At 63.8% G+C, this 24,466-nt stretch carries 22 protein-coding genes and 1 pseudogene; 7 read left to right on the forward strand and 16 right to left on the reverse strand.

What is annotated here, in order from left to right; translation table 11 throughout:
* The 3 genes from AB3X86_RS16925 to AB3X86_RS16935 form a co-directional block, all read right to left on the reverse strand.
* Positions 1 to 1,764, reverse strand: a complete 1,764-nt coding sequence (locus tag AB3X86_RS16925; RefSeq protein WP_368596835.1) for a thiamine pyrophosphate-binding protein — start codon at positions 1,762 to 1,764, stop codon at positions 1 to 3.
* A gap of 386 nt (positions 1,765 to 2,150) precedes the next feature.
* The gene (locus AB3X86_RS16930; protein ID WP_368596836.1) at positions 2,151 to 2,870 is read right to left on the reverse strand and encodes a GntR family transcriptional regulator; all 720 of its coding nucleotides are present in this window, start codon (positions 2,868 to 2,870) and stop codon (positions 2,151 to 2,153) included.
* Positions 2,848 to 3,066 (reverse strand): hypothetical protein, encoded by a 219-nt coding sequence (locus tag AB3X86_RS16935; protein ID WP_368596837.1) that lies wholly within the window; start codon positions 3,064 to 3,066, stop codon positions 2,848 to 2,850. The genes AB3X86_RS16930 and AB3X86_RS16935 overlap by 23 nt, the downstream gene beginning before the upstream one ends.
* Before the next feature lie 167 nt (positions 3,067 to 3,233).
* Between AB3X86_RS16935 and AB3X86_RS16940 the strand changes: the two are divergent.
* The 3 genes and pseudogenes from AB3X86_RS16940 to AB3X86_RS16950 form a co-directional block, all read left to right on the forward strand.
* Positions 3,234 to 4,102, forward strand: a pseudogene (locus tag AB3X86_RS16940) (MFS transporter); the annotation flags it as partial.
* Positions 4,103 to 4,515: 413 nt separating this feature from the next.
* On the forward strand, positions 4,516 to 5,919 hold the full coding sequence (locus AB3X86_RS16945) for an OFA family MFS transporter (RefSeq protein WP_368596838.1): 1,404 nt from the start codon (positions 4,516 to 4,518) through the stop codon (positions 5,917 to 5,919).
* A 10-nt stretch (positions 5,920 to 5,929) separates the two neighbouring features.
* The gene (locus AB3X86_RS16950; RefSeq protein WP_018437177.1) at positions 5,930 to 6,058 is read left to right on the forward strand and encodes a hypothetical protein; all 129 of its coding nucleotides are present in this window, start codon (positions 5,930 to 5,932) and stop codon (positions 6,056 to 6,058) included.
* A gap of 75 nt (positions 6,059 to 6,133) precedes the next feature.
* On the opposite strand, the gene AB3X86_RS16955 is transcribed toward AB3X86_RS16950, so the two are convergent.
* The 3 genes from AB3X86_RS16955 to AB3X86_RS16965 all read right to left on the reverse strand — a co-directional run bounded on the left by AB3X86_RS16955 (position 6,134) and on the right by AB3X86_RS16965 (position 8,907).
* A complete protein-coding gene (locus AB3X86_RS16955) occupies positions 6,134 to 7,168 on the reverse strand; it encodes an SGNH/GDSL hydrolase family protein (protein ID WP_368596839.1) in 1,035 nt (344 codons plus the stop codon).
* 121 nt (positions 7,169 to 7,289) lie between these two features.
* Positions 7,290 to 7,715: a DUF3830 family protein gene (locus tag AB3X86_RS16960; protein ID WP_368596840.1), complete on the reverse strand. Its 426-nt coding sequence runs from the start codon at positions 7,713 to 7,715 to the stop codon at positions 7,290 to 7,292.
* 280 nt (positions 7,716 to 7,995) lie between these two features.
* Complete coding sequence (locus tag AB3X86_RS16965; RefSeq protein ID WP_368596841.1) at positions 7,996 to 8,907, reverse strand: helix-turn-helix domain-containing protein; 912 nt, start codon at positions 8,905 to 8,907, stop codon at positions 7,996 to 7,998.
* Positions 8,908 to 9,089: 182 nt separating this feature from the next.
* On the opposite strand from AB3X86_RS16965, the gene AB3X86_RS16970 reads away from it, so the two are divergent.
* Positions 9,090 to 10,091, forward strand: a complete 1,002-nt coding sequence (locus AB3X86_RS16970) for a LuxR family transcriptional regulator (RefSeq protein ID WP_176120697.1) — start codon at positions 9,090 to 9,092, stop codon at positions 10,089 to 10,091.
* Positions 10,092 to 10,155: 64 nt separating this feature from the next.
* Here AB3X86_RS16970 and AB3X86_RS16975 read toward each other — a convergent pair whose 3' ends face one another.
* The 4 genes from AB3X86_RS16975 to AB3X86_RS16990 all read right to left on the reverse strand — a co-directional run bounded on the left by AB3X86_RS16975 (position 10,156) and on the right by AB3X86_RS16990 (position 14,270).
* Complete coding sequence (locus tag AB3X86_RS16975) at positions 10,156 to 10,917, reverse strand: ABC transporter permease (RefSeq protein ID WP_176107643.1); 762 nt, start codon at positions 10,915 to 10,917, stop codon at positions 10,156 to 10,158.
* Positions 10,914 to 11,840 (reverse strand): ABC transporter ATP-binding protein, encoded by a 927-nt coding sequence (locus tag AB3X86_RS16980; protein ID WP_018437181.1) that lies wholly within the window; start codon positions 11,838 to 11,840, stop codon positions 10,914 to 10,916. The genes AB3X86_RS16975 and AB3X86_RS16980 overlap by 4 nt, the downstream gene beginning before the upstream one ends.
* A 220-nt stretch (positions 11,841 to 12,060) precedes the next feature.
* Positions 12,061 to 13,989, reverse strand: a complete 1,929-nt coding sequence (locus AB3X86_RS16985) for a response regulator (RefSeq protein ID WP_368596842.1) — start codon at positions 13,987 to 13,989, stop codon at positions 12,061 to 12,063.
* Complete coding sequence (locus tag AB3X86_RS16990; RefSeq protein ID WP_368596843.1) at positions 13,986 to 14,270, reverse strand: hypothetical protein; 285 nt, start codon at positions 14,268 to 14,270, stop codon at positions 13,986 to 13,988. Before AB3X86_RS16990 ends, AB3X86_RS16985 begins: the two co-directional genes overlap by 4 nt.
* Positions 14,271 to 14,341: 71 nt before the next feature.
* On the opposite strand from AB3X86_RS16990, the gene AB3X86_RS16995 reads away from it, so the two are divergent.
* The gene (locus AB3X86_RS16995) at positions 14,342 to 14,758 is read left to right on the forward strand and encodes a hypothetical protein (protein WP_368596844.1); all 417 of its coding nucleotides are present in this window, start codon (positions 14,342 to 14,344) and stop codon (positions 14,756 to 14,758) included.
* Between the two features lie 101 nt (positions 14,759 to 14,859).
* On the opposite strand, the gene AB3X86_RS17000 is transcribed toward AB3X86_RS16995, so the two are convergent.
* Positions 14,860 to 16,554: a tannase/feruloyl esterase family alpha/beta hydrolase gene (locus tag AB3X86_RS17000; RefSeq protein ID WP_368596845.1), complete on the reverse strand. Its 1,695-nt coding sequence runs from the start codon at positions 16,552 to 16,554 to the stop codon at positions 14,860 to 14,862.
* Complete coding sequence (locus AB3X86_RS17005; protein WP_368596846.1) at positions 16,551 to 17,666, reverse strand: OpgC domain-containing protein; 1,116 nt, start codon at positions 17,664 to 17,666, stop codon at positions 16,551 to 16,553. Before AB3X86_RS17005 ends, AB3X86_RS17000 begins: the two co-directional genes overlap by 4 nt.
* A 327-nt stretch (positions 17,667 to 17,993) precedes the next feature.
* On the opposite strand from AB3X86_RS17005, the gene AB3X86_RS17010 reads away from it, so the two are divergent.
* Positions 17,994 to 19,142 carry an acyltransferase family protein gene (locus tag AB3X86_RS17010; protein WP_368596847.1) on the forward strand — a complete coding sequence of 383 codons (1,149 nt, stop codon included), beginning with the start codon at positions 17,994 to 17,996 and terminating at the stop codon, positions 19,140 to 19,142.
* Positions 19,143 to 19,227: 85 nt separating this feature from the next.
* Positions 19,228 to 19,488 (forward strand): hypothetical protein, encoded by a 261-nt coding sequence (locus tag AB3X86_RS17015; RefSeq protein WP_368596848.1) that lies wholly within the window; start codon positions 19,228 to 19,230, stop codon positions 19,486 to 19,488.
* 16 nt (positions 19,489 to 19,504) lie between these two features.
* Here the strand turns inward: AB3X86_RS17015 and AB3X86_RS17020 are convergent, their stop codons facing one another.
* The 4 genes from AB3X86_RS17020 to AB3X86_RS17035 all read right to left on the reverse strand — a co-directional run bounded on the left by AB3X86_RS17020 (position 19,505) and on the right by AB3X86_RS17035 (position 24,460).
* Positions 19,505 to 21,403 carry an ATP-dependent metallopeptidase FtsH/Yme1/Tma family protein gene (locus AB3X86_RS17020; RefSeq protein WP_368596849.1) on the reverse strand — a complete coding sequence of 633 codons (1,899 nt, stop codon included), beginning with the start codon at positions 21,401 to 21,403 and terminating at the stop codon, positions 19,505 to 19,507.
* Positions 21,404 to 22,084: 681 nt separating this feature from the next.
* Positions 22,085 to 22,327 (reverse strand): hypothetical protein, encoded by a 243-nt coding sequence (locus AB3X86_RS17025; protein WP_368596850.1) that lies wholly within the window; start codon positions 22,325 to 22,327, stop codon positions 22,085 to 22,087.
* A 296-nt stretch (positions 22,328 to 22,623) separates the two neighbouring features.
* Entirely contained in the window at positions 22,624 to 23,478 is an 855-nt protein-coding gene (locus AB3X86_RS17030; RefSeq protein ID WP_368596851.1) for an IclR family transcriptional regulator, read from the reverse strand.
* A 130-nt stretch (positions 23,479 to 23,608) separates the two neighbouring features.
* On the reverse strand, positions 23,609 to 24,460 hold the full coding sequence (locus AB3X86_RS17035) for a sugar phosphate isomerase/epimerase family protein (RefSeq protein ID WP_368596852.1): 852 nt from the start codon (positions 24,458 to 24,460) through the stop codon (positions 23,609 to 23,611).
* Positions 24,461 to 24,466: the final 6 nt, after the last annotated feature.

Consider the following 24,466-nt stretch of genomic DNA (forward strand, 5'->3'; position numbering starts at 1 on the left):
TTATTTGTACATGGTCTGGTTCTTCGTGCCCGGTGCGTATTCACGCGGGTCGACCCAGATGTTGACCACCGCCGAGCGGCCGGTGCGATGAATCGCTTCGCGCGCACGCTGTAGCGCGCTCGCGATCTGCGCGGGATCGCGCACTTCCTCGCCATAGCCGCCGAGCATTTCGGCGAATCTGCTGAACGGCACGTCGCCGAGCAGATTGCCGACGTTGCCGCGTTCGTCGCCATATTTCGCAAGCTGGCCGTAGCGGATCTGGTTCATCGCCGAGTTGTTGCCGACCACCGCAAGATACGGCGCGCCGAAGCGATTCGCGGTTTCCATGTCGAACGCGGTCATGCCGAACGAGCCGTCGCCGTAATAGCAGAGCACTTCCTTGTGCGGATGCGCGAGCTTCGCCGCGAGCGCGAAGCCGGTGCCGACGCCGAGCGAGCCGAGCGCGCCGGGGTCCATCCACTGCCCCGGTCGGCGCGGCCGCACCGCTTGCGCGGAGATCGTCACGACGTCGCCGCCGTCGCCGATATAGATGGTGTCGTCGGACAGGAATTCGTTGAGTTCGTACGCGACGCGGTAGGGATGAATCGGCGTGCTATTCGAGCGGAACAGCGGCAGCAGTTTTTCGGTCGCGGTCGCTTCGGCGTCGCGCAGCTGCGCCATCCATTTGCGGCGCGCCTGACGCCTATCGTCCTTGATACGACCGCTCGCGGCTTGCAGCACGGCAGCGAGAATCGCGCCCGGATCGCCGACGAGGCCCAGATCGATATCGCGATTCTTGCCGACGGTTCGGTAGTCCATATCGATCTGCACCAGCGTCAATTCCTTGCTGATGCGTCGGCCGTAGCCCATGCGGAAATCGAACGGCGTGCCGACCACGATCAGCACGTCGGCATTCGCAAACGCCTGCGAACGCGTGCGATCGAAGTGATGCGGATCGCCGGGCGGCAGCAGTCCGCGGCTCGCACCGTTGAAGTAGCCGGGAATCTCGATGCCGCGCAGCAGCGCGATCGCTTCCTCGTGACCGCGCGCGGTCCACACCTGCTGACCGTACAGGATCGCGGGGCGTTGGGCGTTGACGAGGATATCGGCGAGTTTTTCGATGTCGCGCGGGTCTCCGATCGATTTCGTCGACGCGCGATAGCGGCCCGGCCGCGGCACGATCGCGCGCGTCGCGTCGACTTCGCGGTCGAGCACGTCGCGCGGAATTTCCAGGTAGGCGGGACCGGGCGCGCCGTTGAAGCATTCGCGAGCGGCCATCGAGATCATGTCGGCGACGCGCTCGGTGCTCGATACGCTCGCGGCGAACTTCGTGATCGGCGCCATGATGTCGACGTGCGGCAGGTCCTGCAGCGAGCCCATCTTGTGCTGGGTCAGCGCGCCCTGCCCGCCGATGTGCAGGATCGGGCTTTCCGAGCGGAACGCGGTGGCGATGCCGGTTACCGCGTTCGTGCAACCGGGGCCGGCGGTGGTCACCACGCAGCCGAGCTTGCCGGTCTGGCGCGCGTAGCCGTCGGCTGCGTGCGCGGCGACCTGCTCGTGGCGCACGTCGATGATGCGGATGCCTTCGTCGACGCAGCCGTCGTAGATATCGATGATGTGGCCGCCGCACAGTGTGAAGATCGTGTCGATCCCCTCGTTTTTCAGCGCCTTCGCAACCAGATGGCCGCCCGACACGATGCCCGCGTCGCGGGTCTTCTGCTTGAGCGTGTCGTCGGCGGTCGTGGTGGCCGTGGCCGGACTCAGGGATGAAACAACTGCGGACATGGTCATCTCCTCATCTATCGGATGTGCAACGGTTCGTCCGGCTGCACCGACGTCTCACGGCTTGGAAGATACCGTATGTGATATATCACATTGGTTCAAGCCAAATTTCGAGACAGAAACGGCGCGAGGTTCGTGCTGCTCAAGCTTGCCAGCCGTAGCTTTGCGCTGAATCTGCAAGACTTTGCGGCGGTTGTTTCAAGGGAAAACACTGAGTCGTGAATGGCGGCTGTCGTTGTTGATATATCACATACCATATTTTTACGACCGTCAAGCACAGTTTATCCCGCAGCGGGTGCTCGCTCGAAGCGCGCGAACGCAAAAAGCCCGCGGTGCTTGCACACCGCGGGCTTTCGACATCAGGAGGCAATCAGGCGTTTACGCCGCCATCAATCGAGAAAATCGCAATTGGCTTCGACGAACGCCGCGAGATCGAGCGAATGCTGACGCGTGAGCCGCTCGGCCAGTTCGGTATCACGCTTCTCCAGCGCCTCGATGATGCGCAGATGATCGACGATCGAGCGCGCGGCCCGGTCGCTCTGCGAGATGGTCATGCGCCGGATCGCGCGCACGTGGATGAAGATGTTTTTGATGGTGTCGAGAATGATCTGCGACTTCGACAACTCGACGATCGCCTGGTGAAACGCGATGTTCGCGTCCGAATACTCGGCGATATGCGCGGCCGGCGTCGTGTCGCGGAAATTGTCGAACATATGACGCAGGCGGCCGATTTCCTCGTCGGTCGCATGCAGCGTGGCAAGGCGCGCGGCCATGCTTTCGAGCGCGGCCCACATCTGGATCATCTCGACGATTTCGCGCTTGCTCTTGCGCACGATGTAGATGCCGCGCCGCGGCACCATGCGCAGAAAGCCCTCCTGCTCGAGCAGTGTCATCGCCTCGCGCACCGGAGTGCGGCTCACGCCGAGCGATTCGCTGAGCACCCGCTCGTCGAGACGGATTTCTTCGCGATTCTGGTAGATATCCGCGTCGGCGATCGCCTGACGCAGCATCGCATATGCCTGATCGCGCAGGCTCGCGCTCGCGCCGATGGGCTGCAACGACAGGGTCAACGGGGTGGCCACTGTTTCAGTTGGAAGTTCTGACGACATTCATCGCCTCTGCTTGAACACGCGCGCGATTCGGCGCCGCCGCTTTGCCGCGCTGCTCGCCGAGCCCCACGAAGCGGCCATGCTGCGATGCACGCGCTTCGATCGAGTCGGGAATCCAGTCGGTCAGCAAAACGGTGGCGGCACAGCCCAACCCTACGACAGCGACGGCGAACAGCGCGAGAGGTACGAATTCCACGTGCAACTCCGAAGATTGAGAAAGATGATTCCTCAATCATATGCTGCAACGCCGCATTTTTCAATATTCGGTATGTAGTATATCAACATTTGTTGTTTTTAAGATGGCTCACGTTAGCACGCCATAGGGCTCCGTGGCTCGCCCACATCATTGCCCGCGATGGGCTCATTCTCGCTTGGCCCGAGAAAAAGAAGGCCTTCTACAGCAGCGGCGCGCAGGTCGGCTACGGCGTCGGGCTCGTGCTGTCGACGGGTCTCGTCGCGCTGATCAGCCGCTCGATGGACAACGCGGCGTTCCTCAGCTGGGGCTGGCGTCTGCCGTTGCTGTTCAGCGTCGTGTTGGTGCTGATCGCGTTGTGGATCCGCTCGAGCATGGAGGAGTCGCAGGAGTTCGTCGAGAAAGTCGGCCAGCATGGCGAGCGCCGCGTGCGCCTGCCGATCGTCGAAGCGCTGCTGCGCCATCCGAAGGCCTTTCTGCTGATCATCGCGCTGCGGCTCGCCGAGCTGTTCACGATGTACATCGTCACCGCGTTCGCGCTCAGCTACTCGACCACGAACCTGCACATGCCGCGCGAATTCTTCCTGACGATCGGCTTCGTCGTCGGCGCGCTCAGCTGTGTGACGATTCCGTGCCCGCGTGGCTCGCGGATCGCTTCGGGCGCCGTCGCATCTATATGATCGGCGCGCTGGTCGGCGTGTTCAGCGCGGTGCCGTTCTTCCTCGCGCTCGAAGCGCGCTCGACCGTATGGATCGTCGTGTTCGCGGTGATGCTTGCCAACATCGCGCACGATATGGTCGTCAGCGTGCAGCAGCCGATGTTCACCGAGCTGTTCGGCACCGAGTACCGCTATAGCGGCGCGGGTGTCGGCTATCAGGTGGCGAGCGTGGTCGGCGGCGGCTTCACGCCGTTCATCGCGGTCGCGCTGGTCAGCTTCGCGGGCGGCTCGTGGCATCCAGTGGCCGCATATCTGGCGATCGGCTGTCTGATTTCGGTACTCGTTGGAGCGCACATGAAGACCGGCCGCAGGGTCGATTGATACCGGCGAAACTCGCCGCCGATACACGACGGGCCGACGTGGCAAAGAAGCCGCGCCGGCCCGTTTCTTTTTTGTGCCGGGCGACCTGCGCGGCTCGCTTATCGCGCACTTTGCATAGTGCCTCTAGTCGGAAGTTCGGGGCGACCCGTTCGGCGCGTCCCACGATTTGCAGAATCGCGTGAAGAGTCGTCGTGTTTGACCAGGATCGCACCTTATGTCCGCGCGCTTCATATTGCGAAGCCATCGTCCACGTCCTATTGTCGACCAGGCATGATTTTCGGGTGTGTTGGACCGGTCATATGAAATAAAAGTACATATAGCGATGACGGGACCGCCTCCGCAAGTTACACTCCGCCGCCTCAGGTAATTGCACGAAACGCCGATAAACAGAACAACTGTAAGGAGACCCACTTATGAGTAGCGTCAGCGAGCCGGGCAGCCAACAAGGTTCAGCCCCGTTCTTTTCGAAACAGGCCACCATCGCGCAGCCCGGTTTCTCGCGCTGGATGGTGCCTCCCGCCGCTCTTGCCGTGCATCTGTGCATCGGCCAGGCATACGCGTTCTCGGTCTTCAACGGACCACTGACCAAGGTGATCGGCATCACGCAGTCCGCGCCCGATGACTGGTCGCTGACCGCGCTCGGCTGGATCTTTTCGCTTGCGATCGTGTTCCTCGGTTTGTCGGCGGCGTTCGCCGGCAAATGGCTCGAACACGTCGGTCCGCGCCGCACGATGTTCACGGCCGCATGCTGTTTCGGCGGCGGCTTCCTCGTGTCCGCGCTCGGCGTGTACCTGCATCAGATCGTGCTGCTGTATCTCGGCTACGGCGTGATCGGCGGGATCGGGCTGGGGCTCGGTTATGTGTCGCCGGTGTCGACGCTGATCCGCTGGTTTCCGGACCGCCGCGGCATGGCGACCGGCATGGCGATCATGGGCTTCGGCGGCGGCGCGATGATCGCGGCGCCGTTGTCGGTCTCGCTGATGAAGCACTTTCAAAGCGCGACGAGCATCGGCGTCGCGGAGACCTTCATCGTGCTCGGCGTCGTCTATTTCATCTCGATGACGATCGGCGCGCTCGCGATCCGCGTGCCGCCGGCCGACTGGAAGCCGGCCGGCTGGACACCGCCCGCAGCGACGCAGCACCGGCTGATCACGAGCAATCACGTGCATATCGACCAGGCGCTGAAGACACCGCAGTTCTATCTGATCTGGCTCGTGCTGTTCCTGAACGTGACGGCTGGCATCGGCATTCTCGGCCAGGCCTCGGTGATGATCCAGGAGAGCTTCAAGAACACGGTGACGGCTGCCGCGGCGGCCGGCTTCGTCGGGCTCCTGTCGCTGTTCAACATGGGTGGGCGTTTCGTGTGGGCGTCGGCGTCGGACTGGATCGGCCGCAAGAACACCTACTACATCTTTTTCGCGCTCGGCGCAGTGCTCTACTACCTCGTGCCGAGCTTCGCCGCGAACGGACAGATCGCGCTGTTCGTGCTGACGTACTGCATCATCCTGTCGATGTACGGCGGCGGCTTCGCAACGGTGCCGGCCTATCTCGCCGACATGTTCGGCACGACGTTCGTCGGCGGCATTCATGGACGTCTGTTGACCGCGTGGGCCGCGGCCGGCGTCGCGGGTCCGGTGCTCGTCAACTACATCCGCGCGTATGAAGTCGCGAACGGCGTAGCGAAAGCGGACGCGTACACGATGACCGTACACATCATGGCCGTGCTGCTCGTGATCGGCTTTATCTGCAACCTGCTGGTCAAGCGTGTGGATGAGAAGCACCACATGACCGATGCTCAAGTCGCCAAGGGCGCGTGAGGAGATCCATATGTCGACCGTTCAAACCGTACATCCGACCAACAAGGTGATGCTCGCGGTGTTCTGGCTGTATGTGATGATTCCGCTTGCGTGGGGAGTGATCAATACGCTGACGCAGGCGACGAAGTTGTTCAAGTAAGGATGTGATGTGGTGCGCACCCCGGCCTGGTTGAAGGACGGGGTGCCGAAAAGAGGCCACGCCGCGGTGCACCTCTCACCGCCCCAACCCGCTATGCGCGATCTGCTGCTCGACGAACTGCGCAAACAATGCGTGCATATGCGTGGTCGGATGCAGATCATCGGCGAACATGTAAGTCTTATCCGCATTGGCGCTCACATAGGTCGCCGGCGAGCATAGCAGCGAAGTCTCATCGGGCGTTTTCTTCGGGTCGCAGGCCTGCCCCGTATTCGACACGGTAAAGCCGTTCGCCTGAAAGTTTCCGATCACCTGATTCGTCCACGTGTACGAATCGATCTCGATCACCTTCGATTGCAGCCCATCGGTTTGCAGCGCGCTATTCAACGTAGCGTTGAATAGCTGCGACAACTGCGTGAGGTTCGCGCCACCATCGGCCGAAGCGAGCCCCTTCGGCGACAGCCCGATATTCGGCACATTGATCACCACCACATGCACGCCGCCGTTCTGCACGATCTGCCCGACGAGCTGGGCGAGCGTGGTGGCCGCCGCCTGCACGACCGGCGCAGCGGCGGGCAGGTTGCCGGCGCGCAGCACATCGTTCGAGCCCACCCACACGAGCACGAGCTGATTGGCGTTGAAGCTGCCGTGAGCGCCCAGATAGCTGGACAGTTGCTGATTGACAGGCATTTCGATGTTGCCGATGACGTCGCTCAGGTAGTCGTACTGGTTCGCCGGTGTCGCCACGGTCGAGCCGCCTTCCGCATAACCGAGGCCGCTCTGCGCACTCAGCCTGTGCGTGAGATCGATCGTGAATGCGGCGCTCAGCGTATCGCCGTAGTATTGCGCGACGTTCTGGGCCCATACCTGGCCGGGGTTGGTCGTGAAACGCCCGCCGCCCACCGCACTCGCGAGCGGCGCATAGGTCCCGACGTCCGACAGGCTGTCGCCGAACGACACCACCTGCAGCTTGACGCCGCCGGCCGGCTCGGTCGCCGTGCCGCCGCCGTTACTCGACCCGCCGCTGCCGCTGCCGCCCCCGCCGCAAGCCGACAGCAGCACGATCGACATGGCAAAAACTACAGCGCGGACCTTGTCATTTATGCCTCGCATTTGCTCCTCCTCGCCGGGCGGGCCAGACGGTGCCGCGTGCCTGACGTGCGCGGCCGGTACCCGACCGCATGCGGCTCTTCAACGAAGCATCGCGTATGCCCAGCAAGGAAGTGCGGCCCGCTCAAAGCCTCTCGAACACCACCTCCTGCGCACCCTCCCACAGCACCTTCGTGCCGAGTTCGCGCAGTTTCTCCCTGCCTTCGACGATCGTCAGAAAATGATTGCCCGCGAGTTGCCCCATCTTGCTCGCGAAGCAGCACGAGCCATAGGCGAGGATGATCTCGGTCTCGCTATAGCCGCCCGGATAAAACAGGATGTCGCCGACCGACGGATGGCTCGTGTGATTCTCGAAGCCGACCGCGACCCCGTCGTTCTCGAGCTTGAATTCGCCGAGCGGCACCCAGCAGCCCTCGCCGCTCCAGCGCACGTGGATCAGTTTCTGCCGGTAAGGCAGCAGCTTCAGGAACGCGGCCACGGTCTGCGGCGCATCGGGATGCGTTTCGGCGATGAAGGTGTGGCCGCAGGCGGTCATCTTGAGTCGGGTCATGGCGCGTTATCCAGTGTATGAGATTGAAAGGCGCTTCGATTCTGTCGTCCGATGCAAGGTTTCGACAGGTACACTTGTCCGCGTCGCGGTCAGTCCAGTTAGACCAGATACGAACGCGGGTGGCGCGCCGAGCCGCAAAGCCTTGCGCGACGTGCGATACCAGTTTGCAGCGCGCGCCGCCACGAATGTTCGTAGTTTGCAAGCCGCGCAATGCAACGCACACTGCGCATGTGCGTGATTCCGACTGGAGAAAAAAACAAGCCGTTGCGGCTCGTCCATCTCAACCGCGCAGCCGGTAGGCGAGCGGCGTCGCGCCATAGCCACGCTTGAATTGCACGGAGAAGTGACCGGCATTCTCGAAGCCGACTTCGAGCGCGATTTGCAGCACGGTTCGATCCGTGGCGCGCAGCAGCCTCGCCGCTTCCTCGAGCCGTAAGCGCGTGACGAACTGGTGTGGCGTCTCCCCGGTCTCGCGGCGAAACACCCGCGCAAAATGAAAACTGCTTAGGCCGGCCTGCTCGGCCAGTTCGGCGATCGCCAGATCTTCGGCGAGATTGGCGCGGATGTAGTCGGTCACCCGGCGGATGCGGCGCGGCACCAGCCGTTCGGGCCTCGTCGCGCTGCCGCGGCGCGCGCCGTTGCCGCTCGAATAGTGCTGCAGCAGGTGCGCGGCGAGCGCGTGAACCAGCGTATCGACATACAGACGCGAATCGGCGGGATCGCGGGCGGCGCGATGCAGTGCGGCGAGCATCGCGGCGATCAGCGGATCGTTGAAGCGCATCGCTTCGCCGAGCGACAGTTCACGCGACGCGTCGAGCCCCATCTGTTGCGCGACGCTGTCGATTAAAGCGCGCTCGATGTGCACGTGCAAGGTAGACAACGGCTCGTCGCTGATCGAATGCCAGCGCCACGAGATCGGCGTGGGCGGCACGAACCACAGGTCGTTCACGCGCATATCGGCGCTTTCCCAAGCTCCGCCGAGGTTGCGTTCGAGATGCTCGGCGCCGCTCGCGAGCGTCATCAGCGTGAAGTCGCGCAAACCGGGCGCTTCGAGCAGGTCTTGCCGCACCGGTTCGAGATACGAGCGCAGCACCAGATGCCGCCACTCGCGATCCACGCTCGACACGAGTCGCTGGCCGGCCATATAGCGGTCGTAGGCGAGCGTCGTCGTGAGCTTGGGAATTCGTGCCATCACATCCCTTCGAAGGAGGTGCCATATGGAAGGAGAAGCGCCGCCGTACCCGTACTGCCGGTCCACTGTCAGCGCAAGATCACAAAAATGATAGCAAGGAACCGGCTACCGACATTTCACGAAATCGCTAATCATTGAGGTTGTCGTATTTCACGCGTTTAGAACGCCGGAGCTACCGTTTCATGGAACATGAATGCGATACGCTGCCGCAATGGCTGAACGGCTCGCCGCAAGGCGAAGCCGGGCACGCGTCGGCAGCACACCCGAGAGCGGCATCCGCCCAACCGGCTTATCCGGCCGGCGCGCGGCACGCCGCGAAATCAGCCCACGCGGCTGAAGCAGTGAAGATGTCTCCCCGTACCGTGAATGGCGCGGGGCGCAGTGGCTTTCTGACTCTGTTTACCGAGGAGGAGATCGGCACGCCGTCGCCCGCGGCGCGCCGCGCCGCCCCGCTGATCAGTCCGCTCGGACGGTTCGGCAGCGCGCAGGACCGCATGGAGTTCGTGCGCCAGCGCATCAGGCAGCTGGGCTTCGACTCGTTCAGCTATACCGCCACGCGCACGTCGTCGCATCACAAGACGATGTTCGTATTGACGAGTTACGAGTCGCAGGCATGGCTCACGCGCTATTTCCGCGAGCGCTATTTCGAGCTCGATCCGCGCGTCGCGCACGCGTCGCCGACCGGCATGCCGTTTCTGTGGAATACCGCCGATCTGCGCGCCGATCTGCCGCGCGCGCAGTTGCGCAGCGAGCGGCTCGGCGCTTTGATCGACATGCTGGAAGCCGCCGGGCGCAAGAGCGGCATTCTCACGCAGATGCCGCTGCCGGAGCCGGAGCTGAGCGCGATCCTGTGCTTCAACTCGGCGATCGGCAACCCGCGCTGGATGACCGAATCGATCGTCGCGGAAACGCTGATGTTCGCGCACTCGATTCACGAGTTCATCTGGACGCACGCGAAAAGCGTGATCGGCATCGCGCCCGCGCAGCAGCAGCGCATCGCGCTGAGCAAGCTGCAGCATGCGGTGCTGAAGGCGGTCGTGCAGGGGCAGCGGGACAAGGAGATCGCGTATTTCCTCGGCCTGTCGCCGCATAACGTCGACTATCATCTGCGGCGCTTGCGGCAGTTGTTCAACGTGCGCAACCGCGTGCAGTTGATCAATGTCGCGCAGGCGTATCTGTCGTAGTCGGCGTCCCCGCGTATCGATGAAGAGGGCGCGACGGCTTTTCGCCGTCGCGCCCTCTCGTCTATCAACTTTTCAATCGATAGCCGGTCCTGAAGATCCAGCCGACGATCACGAGGAACACCGCGAGAAACAGCAGCGTCATGCCGAGACTCAGGCCGACGCCCACGTCGCCCAACTCGAAGAAACTCCAGCGAAACCCGCTGACCAGATAGACGATCGGATTGAACAGCGTGACGGCATGCCAGAACGGCGGCAGCATGTCCACCGAATAAAAGGCGCCGCCTAAGAACGTGAGTGGCGTGACGATCAACAGCGGCACCAGTTGCAGCTTCTCGAAGCTGTCCGCCCAGATGCCGATGATGAAGCCGAGCAGACTGAACGTGACCGCCGTCAGCACCAGAAACAGCACCATCCAGAACGGATGCATGATCTGCAACGGCACGAACAGCGCGGCGGTCGCGAGAATGATGAGTCCGAGCAGGATCGACTTGGTGGCCGCCGCGCCCACATAGCTGACGACGATCTCCAGATACGATACGGGCGCCGACAGCAGCTCGTAGATCGTGCCGGTGAAACGCGGAAAGTAAATCCCGAACGACGCGTTCGCGATGCTTTGCGACAGCAGCGACAGCATGATCAGCCCCGGCACGATGAACGCGCCATAGCTAATGCCCTCCACTTCCTTGATGCGCGACCCGATCGCCGAGCCGAACACGACGAAGTACAGCGAAGTGGAAATGACCGGCGCGATGATGCTTTGCATCAGCGTGCGCCACGTGCGCGCCATTTCGAACTTGTAGATCGCGCGCATTGCGTAGATGTTCATGGGTTCCCCCGCAGCAGGCTGACGAAAATGTCTTCGAGCGAACTCTGCGTGGTGTGCAGGTCCTTGAAGCGGATACCGGCATCGTCGAGCGACTTCAGCAGCGCGATGATGTCGGTGCGGCCGCCCTCGCCTTCATAGGTATAGATCAGCTCGTTGCCGCCGTTCGCGACCGCCAGCCCGTAGCCGGCGAGCGCAGCCGGCACATCGTCGAGCGGGTACTCCAGTTGCAGCGTCAACTGCTTGGTGCCGAGCTTGCGCATCAGCTCAGTCTTCTCTTCGACCAGCATGATCTCGCCCGCATTGATCACGCCGATGCGATCGGCCATCTCTTCGGCTTCGTCGATGTAATGCGTGGTCAGGATGATCGTCACGCCGCTCGCCGCGAGCGAGCGCACGAGCTTCCACATGTCGCGCCGCAGCTCGACGTCGACGCCGGCGGTCGGTTCGTCGAGAAACAGCACGCGCGGCTCGTGCGACAGCGCCTTGGCGATCAGCACGCGCCGCTTCATGCCGCCCGACAGCGTGATGATCTTGTTGTTGCGCTTCTCCCAGAGCGACAGGTCGCGCAGCACTTTCTCGATGTAAGCGGGGTTCTTCGGCTTGCCGAACAGGCCGCGGCTGAACGACACGGTGGCCCAGACGGTTTCGAACGCGTCGGTGGTCAGCTCCTGCGGCACGAGGCCGATCAGCGAGCGGGCCGCACGATAGTTGGCGCCGATGTCGTGACCGTCCACCGTCACGCTGCCTTCGCTCGCGTTGACGATACCGCAGACGATGCTGATCAGCGTGGTCTTGCCCGCGCCGTTCGGCCCGAGCAGCGCGAAGATTTCTCCACGGTGGATTGCCAGATTGATGTTCTTCAGTGCCCGAAAACCGCTGGCATAGGTTTTCGACAGATTCGTGACCGAAACGATAGGCTGCATGGACTCGATAATGGCGACACCGCTGTTGAATGAGGGAAACCGGCGTGAACGGACGCGCCGCATCCGCAATGTAATGGAAAGTGGGAAAGCCTGCAGAGCACGGAACCACGCGGCCGCGGGTTCGCCGCGGCGCGAGATAGTTCGGCTTACTGATGGGTTCGGATGCAGACCGAGGCCCGGCGCAGCCATCCGGGCGCGCGCGACGCGCGCTGGCAGCCCTTTACGCCGACGTGCTGTGTTGCGCGCCCGGAAAGCGGCTTGCGATCACCCTCTGAATTTCCTCGACCGACACCGGCTTCACCAGATGATGATTGAAGCCGGCCTCGTGCGAGCGCTGCCGGTCGGTGGCTTGGCCATAGCCGGTCACCGCGATCAGCAGCGCGCTCGCGGTGGCCGGACGGCGGCGCATCTCCTGCGCGAGCTCGAAGCCGTCCATGCCGGGCAAGCCGAGGTCGAGCAGCACGATCTGCGGCTGGAAGTGCGCGGCCAGTGCGAGCGCGGTGTTGGCTTCATGCGCGACGCGCACCTCGTACCCGTCCGCCTGCAGCACCAGCGATAACGCGAGCGCCGCATCGACGCTGTCGTCGACGAGCAGCACGCGTAGCGCCTCGCCGCCGTGATCCGGCACGGCTTCGGGCGCCGCCGTCGACGCTTGCGCGGCGTCGGCAAGCCGCGTCAGCGGCAAACGCACGACGAACTTGCTGCCGCGCCCCAATCCCGCCGAGAACGCCTCGATCCGGCCGCCGTGCAACTCGACCAGCGTACGCGCGAGCGGCAGGCCGATGCCGAGGCCGCCTTCGGAGCGTTCGATCGAGATTTCCGATTGCACGAACAGATCGAAGATGTGGGGGAGCGTTTCGGCGCCGATGCCCACGCCGTTGTCGCGTACGCTGATCAGCACGTCATCGCCCGCTTCGCGGACTTCGATGCGGATGTCGCCGCGCTGCGGCGTGTACTTCGCCGCGTTCGACAGGACATTGCCGAGCACCTGCGCGATCCGCACGCCGTCGCCGACGACGAACAGCGGCTCGCCGGGCAGATCGGTGGTGAGCGTATGGCCCTTGCGATTCAACGCGGGCCGCACGGTTTCGATCGCCGCCTCGAGCGCGGCGGCCAGCTCGACGATCTCGTGGCGCAGCGTAATCTTGCCCTGCGTGATGCGCGCGACGTCCAGCAGATCGTCGACGAGCCGGCTCAGATGCTTGACCTGGCGCCCGATCACCGCGCGCATCGCCTCGAAGCTTTGCTGCGACGGCGCACGGCTCGGGTCGAGCAGTTCGATCGCGTTGCGGATCGGCGCGAGCGGATTGCGCAGCTCGTGCGCGAGCATCGCGAGGAACTCGTCCTTGCGGCGATCGGCGTCGCGCAACGCCATCTCGTTGGCCTTGCGATCCGAAATATCGTTGACGATGCCGGCGAGCCGGTAGATGCGCCCGCGCGCGTCGCGCACCGGAAAGCCGCGCTCGACGGCCCAGCGCGTCTCGCCGTCGGGCCGCACGATCCGGTATTCGATCTCGTACGCGACACCGGTCGCGAGTGCGTGATACGCGGCCTCGACCGCGGCCTCGTCCTGCGGATGAATGTGGTTGGCCCAGTGGCGCCCGCTCGGCGTCGGCTCGTGCGCCGCATCGCCCCACAGACGTCGATACGCGGGGCTCACATACAGCAGTTGCGCGCTCGATGGGTCGAGCATCCAGAACACGTCGTCGATGTTCTCGGCCATCTGCCGGAAGCGTTCTTCGCTCTCGCGCAACGCGCCCTCCGCGCGGCGCACGCGCAGCAGCGCGCGCACCTGCGCGATCAGTTCGGCCGGCTCGACCGGCTCGGTCAAATAGCTGTCCGCGCCGCCTTCGAGGCCGCGCACCCGGTCCATGCTCTGCACCGCCGCCGACGTGTGGATCACGAGCACGCCCGAGGTCTCGGGCGCGGCCTTGATGCGGCGGCACACTTCGAAGCCGTTCAGATCGGGCAGATTGACGTCGAGCAGCACGAGGTCTGGCTGCGAAATGCGCGCGCGCTCGATCGCTTGCGCGCCATTGCCGGCCTCGATCACGATGAAGCCCGCGCGCGACAGGATGCGCGTTTTCGCGTAACGAGCGCCTTCGTTGTCGTCGACGTTGAGGATCAGATTCGCGTTCGCATCGGTCATGAAAAGGCGTGTCCGTAGGAGAATGCCCGCGCGCCGCCCAGACCCACGCCCAATCCGTTGCGGCTCGTGAAACCGTCGGTCAACGCCTCCTGAAGATCAGCAATTCCCGGACCCCGTTCGATGAAGGCGAGCCGCGGACCGATGCGGCCATTGCGTTGCACCGTGCAGGAGTAGACGTCGCCGCCGCGGCCATACGTCGGCGTGTTGCTCGCGAGTTCGCTCGCCGGGCTCACCGCTTCAGCGTCGAGCACGCGCGCCATCGCGGCGGTCTCGTCGATCATCGGCCGATGAACCCCGAGGCACACCCCTTGCGAGGTTCACATGACACCAACCCTTTTCGTGGAGGTAAATCATGAAACGCATGACCAGGACGATCTTTGCTTCCGCGCTCGTGATGGCGTTGTCGGGTGGCATATACGCGCAGGCGGGCGGTGCTGGCGGCGCGGGCGCCGGCGGTAGTGCAGGAGGCGCGGGCGGCGGTGCTGCCGGCGGCACGAGCGGCGGTGGCGGTGGCGCGGGTGGCACCGGCATCGGCGCCGGTGGCGGCACGACGGGCGGCGCGGGCGGTACGGCCACTCCGGGCGTTGGCCCGGGCTCGGTCCGCACGCCGGGCAACACCGGCTCCGGCTATGGTTCGCCGGGTGTGACCGGCACCGGCGGCGGGATGGGCACCGGTACCGGCGCCAGCCCGAATAGCCCGGCGACAGGTGGTTCGACAGGCGGCATGAACAACGACATGAACAACGGCAGGATGCAGAACGGGCAGTAACGGCCGTTGAGGTTCAGCGGGCGACGCGGCATCGAGTTGCCGCGTCGCCGTTTTTTTTGTGCGGCCCGCCCGTCCACACAGGCGCGGCGACGACTCATACCTCAGGGCTGCGCACAGACAAAACTACTCGCCAGATTTACACTGCCTTTGCCGATATAACGCGGAAACCCGGGATAGCGGCACAGCGGCCGCGAACGTCCATTCGTCGCCGCGGCGAGATCGGTGGCCGTCAGCGTTTCGGGTGCGACGCCGCGCGTGACCCACGCGTCGAGCGCGCCGAGCAGATCGACCGAGGGAATGAACACGCCGTTGCCATGCTGGAACCCCGGCACCATGTAGAGCCGCATGAAACGATCGACCTCGTCCTTGCCGAAACGCGCGACCAGCGCGTCGTGATACGCGATCGTCTGGTTCGGGCTGATCACTTCGTCGGCGAGGCCTTGCAGCGTGATCAGCTTGCCGCCGCGCGCGATATAGCGCGACAGGTCTGGGTTCATCGAGCCGATCGTGGCCGACAGCGCGATCAGTTGCGAGCGATATTTGCCGGGCCGTTGCGGATCGAACGTCAACGAATCGAACTGCGCATCGCGCGTGACGAAGTAGCGCAGATAGCCGTCGCCTTGCGCGAACAGATAACCGTTCGCACCGAACGTCGGCACCGGCTGACGCCGCGGTTGATGCGCGAGCCCGAGCGCGCCGGTCAGTTGCGTGCCCTGGAACACGTTGTAGCCGCGATAGCCGCTCACGCCCCACGCGAGCCGATACGGCAGCGACAGCCCATCTTGCATCACCAGCAAGGTGGCCAATTGCGCGTCGGTCAGACACGCATCGTGCGATGAAGGGTGCAGCGCGCAGCGCAGCGAATCGATAATCTGCGCCTGGTGCGCGCGGCACGCTTCGACATCACTGACGATGCCGTCCTCCGTGCCGTCGAGCCGGTCGCAGACCTCGAGCGTGCGTTGATGGACGGCTTCGAGCAGCGCCGCTGGCACGAAGCCACCCGGCGTGCCATATTCGGCGTGGCCGAGCTTCACGCCGAGCAGCCGCACGCCGGAAAAATTCAGCGCGGGCGAATTGGCGATCACGCCGTCGTAGTCGTCGGGAAAGCGCTGCATCACCGTGTAGCCTTCGCGGCCACCCGTCGAACCGCCGGCAAAGTACATACGCTGCGGCGGCCTGCCGTACGCATTCGCGATCAGCGCGAGCGCGACGTCGTGGGTTTTCTTCAGATGCGCGTAGCCGAAGTTGGTCACCGCTTCATCGACGAGACCGAACTGCGCGAGCGACGAATCGCCGACATGCCCCGAGTCGTCGCCGAACGTCGCATAGCCTCGCGCGAGCGGCGCGCGATCCGGCGAGAACGGCATCACGCCAATGCCGCTGACGACCACGCCGTTGTACCCGCCACCGCCGATCTGCAACGCGCGGCCATTCCAGCGGCGCGGCAGATTCAGATCGAAGCGGATGTCGGGTGTGGTCGGATTCAGTGCCTTGATGCGGCCCGTGATGCGGCAATACTCGCCGCCTTGCTGATTGCCCTGCGCGGTCGCGCCGATCATCGCCGCACTTTCGATCAGCGCGCCGGCCGTTGGCATCGCGATCAGTTCGGGCGACAGCACCGCGCCCGCGAACTCCGCGCAGTGCATCGCGAACGGTGTTTCTTTGGCCTGCGCGGCCGTGCGATGTATCGCAAGCCACGTGAGCACCACGACGCTGATCACAGTTGCGAGTCCAACGAGCTTGCGCGTGGTGCGCATCGTAGTCGTGACGCGCCCACGGCGCTCGCGTCGTGTCATCCGCAACCCGCGCCTTTCGCGTGCGCGCGCGGCTGCTGCCCCTTCCAGCCGCTCCACCCGCGCGCGATCATCAGCAGCGCGCCGATCGCCGCGAGGTCGCCGCCGAGCCCGACCAGCACCGCGCGAAAACCATGAAAGATGTGCGGTGTCGCCGTGTCGATCATCAACGACACCAGCGTGCCGGTGACGAAGCACACGAGCCCGGCGCGCCCGACCGTCACCACGACGGGCAGCCGCCTCGCGAGCCACGCGATGCTGCCCGTCCGCACGAACTGGGCGGCGAGCCAGGCGATGACGATGAAATTGATCACACGTTCCACTGAAAGATTCTGTTTGTGCGTGCCGGGCAAAGGCTGCGTCAGCACGAAAAGTTTGACGATCGCGAAGGCAAGCACCGCAACGACCGCGACGCGCGTGAGCCACCGGGCGGCGCAGCTCGCATGAAAACGTTCGCTGATCGGCTGCATACGACACAGCATGCCGAGCACGAACATCAGTTGCCACGCAAATGGATTAAAAGCCCAGCCGGCGACATCGTCAATGCTGAATAACGCGGCAAGCGGCCGCGCGACGGCCCACAGCGCGAGGCTCACGGCAAGCGCAAGCGATACCGAGCGGCGCGCGAGCGGTACCATCACCGGCACACATAGCGCGAACAGCACATACATCGGCAGCACGCTCGACAGATACGGCTGCCGTCGTAACAGCGCGATATCGAATGCCTCACGCCACGGCTGCAACGCAAAAGGTGGCCAGCCGGTCATTTCTACCATCGCCCGATTCAGATCGAGCCGCGCGAGAACCGCGCCGGACACGAGCATCAGCATCGCCGTCAATAGATACGCGCGATAGATTTCCCAGCAGCGTTTGACGAAACGCAGCTGCGCCGCGTGTTCGCCGCGATGCGCAAGCACCGCCGTATATGCGGCCGCCGATGCATAGCCGCCGAGAAACACGAACACTTCGGCTGAATCGCACAACGCGTACGCGTGCAGCATCAGGTGCGATAGCGTGCTGCCGGGAATGTGATCGAGCACGATGACGATCAGCACGATACCGCGAAAGAAATCGACTTCGACCGATCGTCCACGACCACGGCCAGATGTTTCCATTCGTCTTCTCGAAGAATGCGCGCGCCGACGGCACGCAAGAACGTGAATGGCCACGCGTCAGCGGCCAATGCCGTGCGAACTGCAAAAGGTTAATTCGTTCCCCGCATCACCTATCTGAAATCGAGTCGTTGGCGACTGGTAATACTCGGTGCGTCTTTACGAACGCGCGGAAAGTTTTGCGGCTTTTGATGCACGAAACAGGGACGCCGCATTGATGGGCGAACGCAAGCCTCGAAAAAAATCATCGAACGCGCGCTGCGATTTTTTTCGCATTTTTTCCCCGTACGATGTTTTCGTGCTTTTCAGCCGTTTTGCGAATAGAGGTTTATGAAAAACAGAATTGCCGGATTCGATGGGCTGCGCGCGATCGCCGTGCTCATGGTGTTTCTGCAGCATCGTCTATTCGGCGGCATCGGCGAGATCGGGCATCTCGGCGTGTGGATCTTCTTCGCGCTGAGCGGCTTTCTGATCATCGGCATCCTGTCGTCGCAACGCGCGCGCATCGAATCGGGCGACAGCCGTTTCGGCGTCGAACTCGCACGCTTTCTGTTTCGTCGTACGGTGCGCATCTTTCCGATCTATTACCTGATGCTCGTCGTGATGTGCGGGTTGATGGCATTCGGCCTCGCGAATCCGGAACTCGCGAGCGGCATGCCGTTTCACTTTGCGTATCTGTCCAACTTCTGGATCGGCTCGGTGCTGCGCTACTGGCCGGGCCGCTATTCGCACTTGTGGAGCCTCGCGATCGAGGAGCAGTTCTATCTCGTGGTTGCGCCGCTTTTGCTGCTGCTTGCCGCGCGGCGACATCGAGCGGCATGTTGGGCGATCGTGGCGCTCGGCCTTGCTGGGTTGTTCGCGATGCGTGCCGCGCATTGGGATGAGATCACGATCTATACGCACCCGTTGAACAATGTCTGGCTGCTCGCGTTAGGTGGTATCGGTGGCTTGGTGATCGCGGACGATCGCGGCCGCGTGCGTGCCTGGCTCGGTCATGGCCTGACGCTGTTCGCGCTGAGTCTCGTCGTGATCGGTTTGTGCGCGGCCGAACCGCGATGGAGCACGCTCGACGATCCGTTGCTGCTTACCGCGATCAGCGCAATGTACGGGATCGGTATCGCGGCGCTAGTGGCTTCGATTGCGTGTTGCCGAAATGCTGCCGTGATGGGTCTGCTGCAGACGCGTTGGCTCGCCGGTCTTGGGCGCATCAGTTACGGCTTTTATCTGTATCACAACCTGATCCCCGATCTGACGCGCAACCGTCACGCCGAAGCGTTGTTCGGCGGCACCGTGCCGATGTGGGCACATATGCTTGGCATCGTCGCATCGTTTGCGATTTCGCTAGGCATCGCGTTGCTCTCGTGGCGGCTGATCGAGGCGCCGATTTTGCGCCTACGCGGATCACGCCATCATTCGGCCTCACCATCCGGCCGCCCCTCACCTGAGGCACTGCGCGGGACCGAACCGGCCAAACGATAGAAGCGCGCCTGCTTCAAACATCCGCCACGGACCGTGGCACGCGCATTGCTGTCCGAGGGCTTATCTTCAGCAACTGGAGAGGATCGTGTCGAACACCGCGAACTCCCCGAGCGAGCCTGATCGCCCGGCGGACGACGATCCCGGCAGTCCACCCGCCGAGGTCTCGAAGCCCATCGGCGATGCACTCCCCACTCCGGTCGAACCGGGCCTCGACCAGCCTCTGCCGAAAAAAGGCGAGACCCCCGATCCCGACCCGAACAAATCCGGCCCAGGGGGCGGCGACCCGTCAGGTGATACCGATGCGCCGCCGGGCGTGCCCGATCCGGGACCGTCCCACTTCGCGTAGCGCTTCGAAGCGACCGTCAAGCCGCCGCGGGCTCATGCACGATCTTCAACGTGCTCTTGTGCTCGGCAATGAGCCGATAGACGGTATCGCCGGGCACGGTCTCATGCTCGAGCAACTGCTCTGAAATGTCGCGCAGTACCGGCTCGTACGCGTGCAACAGCCCGTAGCAAAGTTCGTTGAGCTCCTTGAGCAGCACGTTCGCATGCTCGATTGCGCTCTTCATTTGCAGGCCCGCGTACTGCGACGGCAGCGCCGCGAGACTGAACAGATCGCCGTCGCTGTTGAAGCCGAACTTCGACACCATGTCGAGGCTGATACGCGAGGCCTCCTGCAAGTCCGATGCGGCGCCGCTCGATGCTTCGGAGAACATCAGAATCTCCGCGTTGCGTCCGCCGAGCAGCACCTGGATTTCGTTGCGGATCTCCGTTTCGCGGTACAGGTGCTTGTCCTGCGCTTTCGTGATCAGCGCGACGCCGAGCGCGCCGCCGCGCGGCAGGATCGTCACTTCCTCGAGCACGCCGGTGCCCAGCAGCGCGGCGACCAGACCGTGACCCGCCTCATGCACCGCGATGCGCTTGCGCTCGTCCTCGGTGAGCGCGCGCTCGGCGCCGCTCACGTCGCCGATGCGCGCGATCTTGATCGCTTCCATGAAGTGCTTCGCGGCGATTTCGTTATCGCCCGCCTTGCGCGCGATCAGCCCCGCCTGATTCACGACCATCGCGACGGTGGCCGGCGACAGTCCAGTCGTCAAACGCGCGAGCTGGTCGTAGTCGATATCCGCCGCTTTCGACTTCAGCCGCTGCGCGTAGAAACGGAAAATCTTCGCGCGGTCTTCGCGGTCTGGCAGACGCACCTGCACCGTGCGATCGAAACGGCCGGGGCGGCGCAACGCTTCGTCGAGATTGTCGGGATGGTTGGTCGCGGCCACCACGATCACGCCCTCGTTCGATTCGAAGCCGTCCATCTCCGCGAGCAGCTGGTTGATGATCCGGTTGCTTTCGGCTTCGACCGGGCCACCGCCGGTATCGGTGCGTTTCGCGAGACCGTCCGCTTCGTCGATGAAGATGACCGTCGGCGCGTTCTTGCGCGCGAGTTCGAACAGGTGCCGCACCTTCTGGATGCCGACGCCGTAGTACTTCGCGCTGAAATAGCTGCCGGTGATCGAAATGAAGTTCGCGCCGCATTCGCCGGCCAGCGCCTGAGCGAGCCGCGTCTTGCCGACGCCGGGCGCACCGACCATTAGGATGCCGCACGGCGCGCGCACGCCCAGCGACGAGAACTGCTTCGGATCGGACAGGTAACCACGGATATCGGCGAGCGCGGCCTTCGCTTCGTTTGCGCCGATCACGTCGTCGAATCGCAGCGTCGGCGTTTCGCTGAGCAGCGTCGCGCCGCCCTTCATCTCGCGCCGCATGAACCAAGCCATGCCGCCGATCAGCGCGAGCGGCAGCAATACGCTCAGCACGTCGCGCAACTGCTCGAACAGTTGCGTCCAGCGCGCGCCATCGCTGTGGATGTCGACGTCGGGCAGCCACACGAGCTGATACGCGGCGGCGTCGGAGCGCTCGCCCAGCAGCAGCGCGTGCGAGAAGGTGGCGTTGTGATCGGTGACGAAGTACTTCGAGCCGTCGCGCAGCGACACCAGAATCGCGTTGGGACTCACGCCGATCGCCGCGACGTTCGCATCGTGAATGTCGCGCAGCATCGTCGACGCGTCTTTCTCCTGATACGTCCACGCGGATGCATCATGACGCATCTGGCTCGCAATGCCGTTCAGCGCCGGGGCCTGCGGCACGGCGCGATGCTGGAAATACCAGCCGCCCCAACCGACCAGCAGCGCGATCAGCACCGCCACAGCCACCAACGCAATTTTGCGTGCGCGTTTTTTCGCAAGCGAATTATTTCCCGGCTTCATGAGTCATTTCCAAAATGAGGACTTGTACAAGCCCTTACTGAATTCAAGCTGTCTGTCAAAATTACCTGTCGAAAGCGCAAAGGTGGAGTCTGCGGAAAATCGGCTGAGGCGAAGCGCCGCACGGGCGCGTGGCTTAAAGGACAATCCGGAAGGACGACAAGAAGTGCGTCCCGGTGAGCCGCGGTTGCCGAAGGCAGTATGCCCAGGTTACGCGTCTGTCAAATTCGCGGAAAAGGCCTATTTGTACCGTCTATCCGGCCCTCGGCACGCCGGAATGGGAATGCGGCGAGGGCGCGAAAGGCATCGCCGCATTGGCTCCGGCGCACAGTTTATCAGTGTAAAAAGCGGCGCGTGTTTTCAATGTCTATATCTAACCGCACCCCAATTAAAATCAGTCAGAATTACTGGGAAAAGTGCGGTTTTAAGGAAGACATAATTGATCTGAAAAAACAGCGCGCGATTAAGTCAGGATTTTGGAATCCGGCGGCCATATCGGGCGGATGCGCGACGGGCCTCTGCGGGCCCGTTCGCGTCATCGCCGCTTTTCTCTCAGGTTCTGCTTTTTTGACGTCGGCGCCGAGCGGCGTCGACGGTACTCTCCTCCACTGCACTACTTCGGTCCTCGCGGACCACCCCGACATCTCAGGCCGCCGTGCGCCGCGCGACGCTGGCCTGCGCCTGCTAGCGCAACATGTCGCGCAGCTTCGCAATGCGCGAGCGCTGGCTCTCGACAAGATGATGCGTATCCTCGAGCGCGCGGATGCGCCGCTCCCAATAGACGTGGTCGAGTTCACCGGATGGCGTCGCGCGCTTGCGTGTCGCGTAGCCGAGCACACTCTCGAGATGCTGCAAATGGCTATCCGCGAACCTCGCCGGTAGCCGCCCGCCGCGTTGCGCGGCTGTTTGCCTGCTCGTAAGGCTCATCTTCGCTCCCGCCGCGTCCTGCCTGTTGGCCCGATGACCTCGCCGCATCGATGGCTCAAACCGAAAGCAATCTGCAATCTACGCGTGTGACGTTAGCGCAGTTTTGGGGCACGGCTTGACCGTGCGTCTCAAAATTGGGCGCTTGCGTCAGAAAATGCCGACTGGTATGGCCGTATTTGCATGCGCAAACGGCTCGACGCACGGGATTGCCCGGCTTGGCGAAGCGGCGGACGAACTGGTGCGCTGCCCGCTGCTTCAGATCGTGGAACTCGCGAATGGATTCGGATGGGCAGCGCTCAGGCCGCGCGCGGCCGGCCCTTGCGCTTCGGCTCGACCGGCCGCACGACCGCCACTGGCCGCGCGACGCGCGGCGTGCGCTTGAAATACGGCGAGCTGAGGGTGGCCGCGCTCATGTCCGACGCGGCTTCAAGCAGCGCCGGAGCAAGTTCTTTCAGCCGCGCGTCCGGCAGGCGGCTCGTCGGCCCCGCGAGGCTGACGGTGCCGACCACGAGCCCGGTCACCGGATGGCGGATCGCGGCCGCCATCGACGTCATGCCCGCCTCGTAGGTTTCGCTCGCGATGCCGTAGCCGCGCTTGCGCGCGCTGGCCAGGTCCTGCAGAAACTGCTGGATCGTCTTCGGCGCCTTCGGCCCGCGCGGGCCCGCCTTGCCGATGCCGCCCTGGCGCGACACGAGTTCGAGCGCTTCCTCGTCGCTCATGGTCGCGAGCCACGCCTGGCCGCTCGCGGTGCAATGCAGCGGCGGACTGCTGCCCATGTCCGGGTCGTAGCGCAGCCCGGAGCGCGCGCCCTGCGCCTTGCCGACGAACGTGATGTGATCGTCCTCGATCACGCCCAGACGCGCCAGTTCGCCCGACGCGCTCGCGAGCCGATCCAGCACGGGCTGCGAAATATCGAGCACGCCGGCCGTGGACAGCCACATCAGCCCGAGCGACACCAGCTTCAGCGCAAGCACGTACTCGCCGTGCTCATCCTGACGCACGTAGCCTTCGTCGCTCAGCTCCGCGAGCAGCCGATGCGTGCCGCTGCGCGGGATGTTCAGCGTGTCGGCGATCGCGGCCAGCTGCATGCTGCCGCCCTGCTTCGCCAGCAATTCGATGATGGCCAGCGCCCGCTCGAGATTCCCTGCCATGATCCACTCTCATTCGATTCGAATTCCACATGAGAACATGATTCCACATTGGAATTCAAGGGCGCGGCGGGCGTCGGTTCCGGCTTTCGTGAAGGGACCAGCCGGGGGTGAACTGCGGTTTGCGGTTACATCATGACGTGATGGATGACGGCGTCGCCGTATAAGTCCGTTCGAGCAGAGCGAGTGTCGCCTCGCGCAGCCTGCGTGCGCGTTCGAGCGCGGAGGCGGTTTTCGCCCATTGCTGCATCGGCACTTCGAGGCTGATCGGCAGATCGTCGGGCAGCGCGCGCAGAATGCCGGCGAGATCGAGGCCGCCCTCGCCCGGAATCATGCGCTCGCAACGTGCCTGATGCAGCAACGTGTCGAGATCGGCTGGCCGTTCGGCCGGCGCGTCGCAGAACTGCACGTAGCCGAAGTACTCGCGCGGCAACGCGCGCAACGTATCCGTCGGCGTCCCCGCGCGATCGAAGTGAATCGGATCGACGATCAGCCCGGTATTGGGTCGCGCGGCCGCCTTCACGATGCGCGCACCTTGCGTGACGTCCTTCACGTCGGTCCACGGCATCGGTTCGAGCGACGGCGCGAGGCCGCGCGGTTCGGCCAGTTCGCACAATCGTGCAAGCCGCTCGGCGGTGCGCGCTTCGTCGGGATCGTTGCCCGCGACCAGCACGTAGCGTGCGCCGAGTTCGGCGGCGGTGTCGAGCATCGGCAGAAATGCGTTTACGTCGGTGTCGGGCTTCAGGCGCAGAATTTCGACGTCGAGCACCTTGACGCCGGTGTCGCGCACGCGCGCGAGCGTTTCGCGCTTCAATGCGCCTGGGCTAATGATGTCGTGGCGCACTTCGTGATCGGTGGCGGGCACGAGGCGCAGGCCGACGCAGTCGTAGCCGGCCTGCGCGGCGCACTCGACCATCTGCGGCGGGCTCAGTTCGAGCACGGTCAACGCCGACAGCGACAGCTCGCGCGAGTTGGGCGGGGTCATGTCGTT

The sequence above is a fragment of the Paraburkholderia sp. BR14374 genome (genome assembly GCF_040948685.1).
GTDB classification, from domain to species: Bacteria; Pseudomonadota; Gammaproteobacteria; order Burkholderiales; family Burkholderiaceae; genus Paraburkholderia; species Paraburkholderia youngii.

Bases quoted from the DNA above. Each gene is read 5' to 3' on its own strand.
- AB3X86_RS16975 (WP_176107643.1), bottom strand. From the start codon at position 10,917: ATGAACATCTACGCAATGCGCGCGATCTACAAGTTCGAAATGGCGCGC.
- AB3X86_RS16995 (WP_368596844.1), top strand. From the start codon at position 14,342: ATGAAACGCATGACCAGGACGATCTTTGCTTCCGCGCTCGTGATGGCG.
- AB3X86_RS17035 (WP_368596852.1), bottom strand. From the start codon at position 24,460: ATGACCCCGCCCAACTCGCGCGAGCTGTCGCTGTCGGCGTTGACCGTG.
- AB3X86_RS16990 (WP_368596843.1), bottom strand. From the start codon at position 14,270: ATGATCGACGAGACCGCCGCGATGGCGCGCGTGCTCGACGCTGAAGCG.
- AB3X86_RS17005 (WP_368596846.1), bottom strand. From the start codon at position 17,666: ATGGAAACATCTGGCCGTGGTCGTGGACGATCGGTCGAAGTCGATTTC.
- AB3X86_RS16965 (WP_368596841.1), bottom strand. From the start codon at position 8,907: ATGGCACGAATTCCCAAGCTCACGACGACGCTCGCCTACGACCGCTAT.
- AB3X86_RS17030 (WP_368596851.1), bottom strand. From the start codon at position 23,478: ATGGCAGGGAATCTCGAGCGGGCGCTGGCCATCATCGAATTGCTGGCG.
- AB3X86_RS16945 (WP_368596838.1), top strand. From the start codon at position 4,516: ATGAGTAGCGTCAGCGAGCCGGGCAGCCAACAAGGTTCAGCCCCGTTC.
- AB3X86_RS16950 (WP_018437177.1), top strand. From the start codon at position 5,930: ATGTCGACCGTTCAAACCGTACATCCGACCAACAAGGTGATGCTCGCG.
- AB3X86_RS17000 (WP_368596845.1), bottom strand. From the start codon at position 16,554: ATGACACGACGCGAGCGCCGTGGGCGCGTCACGACTACGATGCGCACC.
- AB3X86_RS16985 (WP_368596842.1), bottom strand. From the start codon at position 13,989: ATGACCGATGCGAACGCGAATCTGATCCTCAACGTCGACGACAACGAA.
- AB3X86_RS16960 (WP_368596840.1), bottom strand. From the start codon at position 7,715: ATGACCCGACTCAAGATGACCGCCTGCGGCCACACCTTCATCGCCGAA.
- AB3X86_RS16980 (WP_018437181.1), bottom strand. From the start codon at position 11,840: ATGCAGCCTATCGTTTCGGTCACGAATCTGTCGAAAACCTATGCCAGC.
- AB3X86_RS17010 (WP_368596847.1), top strand. From the start codon at position 17,994: ATGAAAAACAGAATTGCCGGATTCGATGGGCTGCGCGCGATCGCCGTG.
- AB3X86_RS17020 (WP_368596849.1), bottom strand. From the start codon at position 21,403: ATGAAGCCGGGAAATAATTCGCTTGCGAAAAAACGCGCACGCAAAATT.
- AB3X86_RS16955 (WP_368596839.1), bottom strand. From the start codon at position 7,168: ATGCGAGGCATAAATGACAAGGTCCGCGCTGTAGTTTTTGCCATGTCG.
- AB3X86_RS16930 (WP_368596836.1), bottom strand. From the start codon at position 2,870: ATGTCGTCAGAACTTCCAACTGAAACAGTGGCCACCCCGTTGACCCTG.
- AB3X86_RS17025 (WP_368596850.1), bottom strand. From the start codon at position 22,327: ATGAGCCTTACGAGCAGGCAAACAGCCGCGCAACGCGGCGGGCGGCTA.
- AB3X86_RS16925 (WP_368596835.1), bottom strand. From the start codon at position 1,764: ATGTCCGCAGTTGTTTCATCCCTGAGTCCGGCCACGGCCACCACGACC.
- AB3X86_RS16970 (WP_176120697.1), top strand. From the start codon at position 9,090: ATGGAACATGAATGCGATACGCTGCCGCAATGGCTGAACGGCTCGCCG.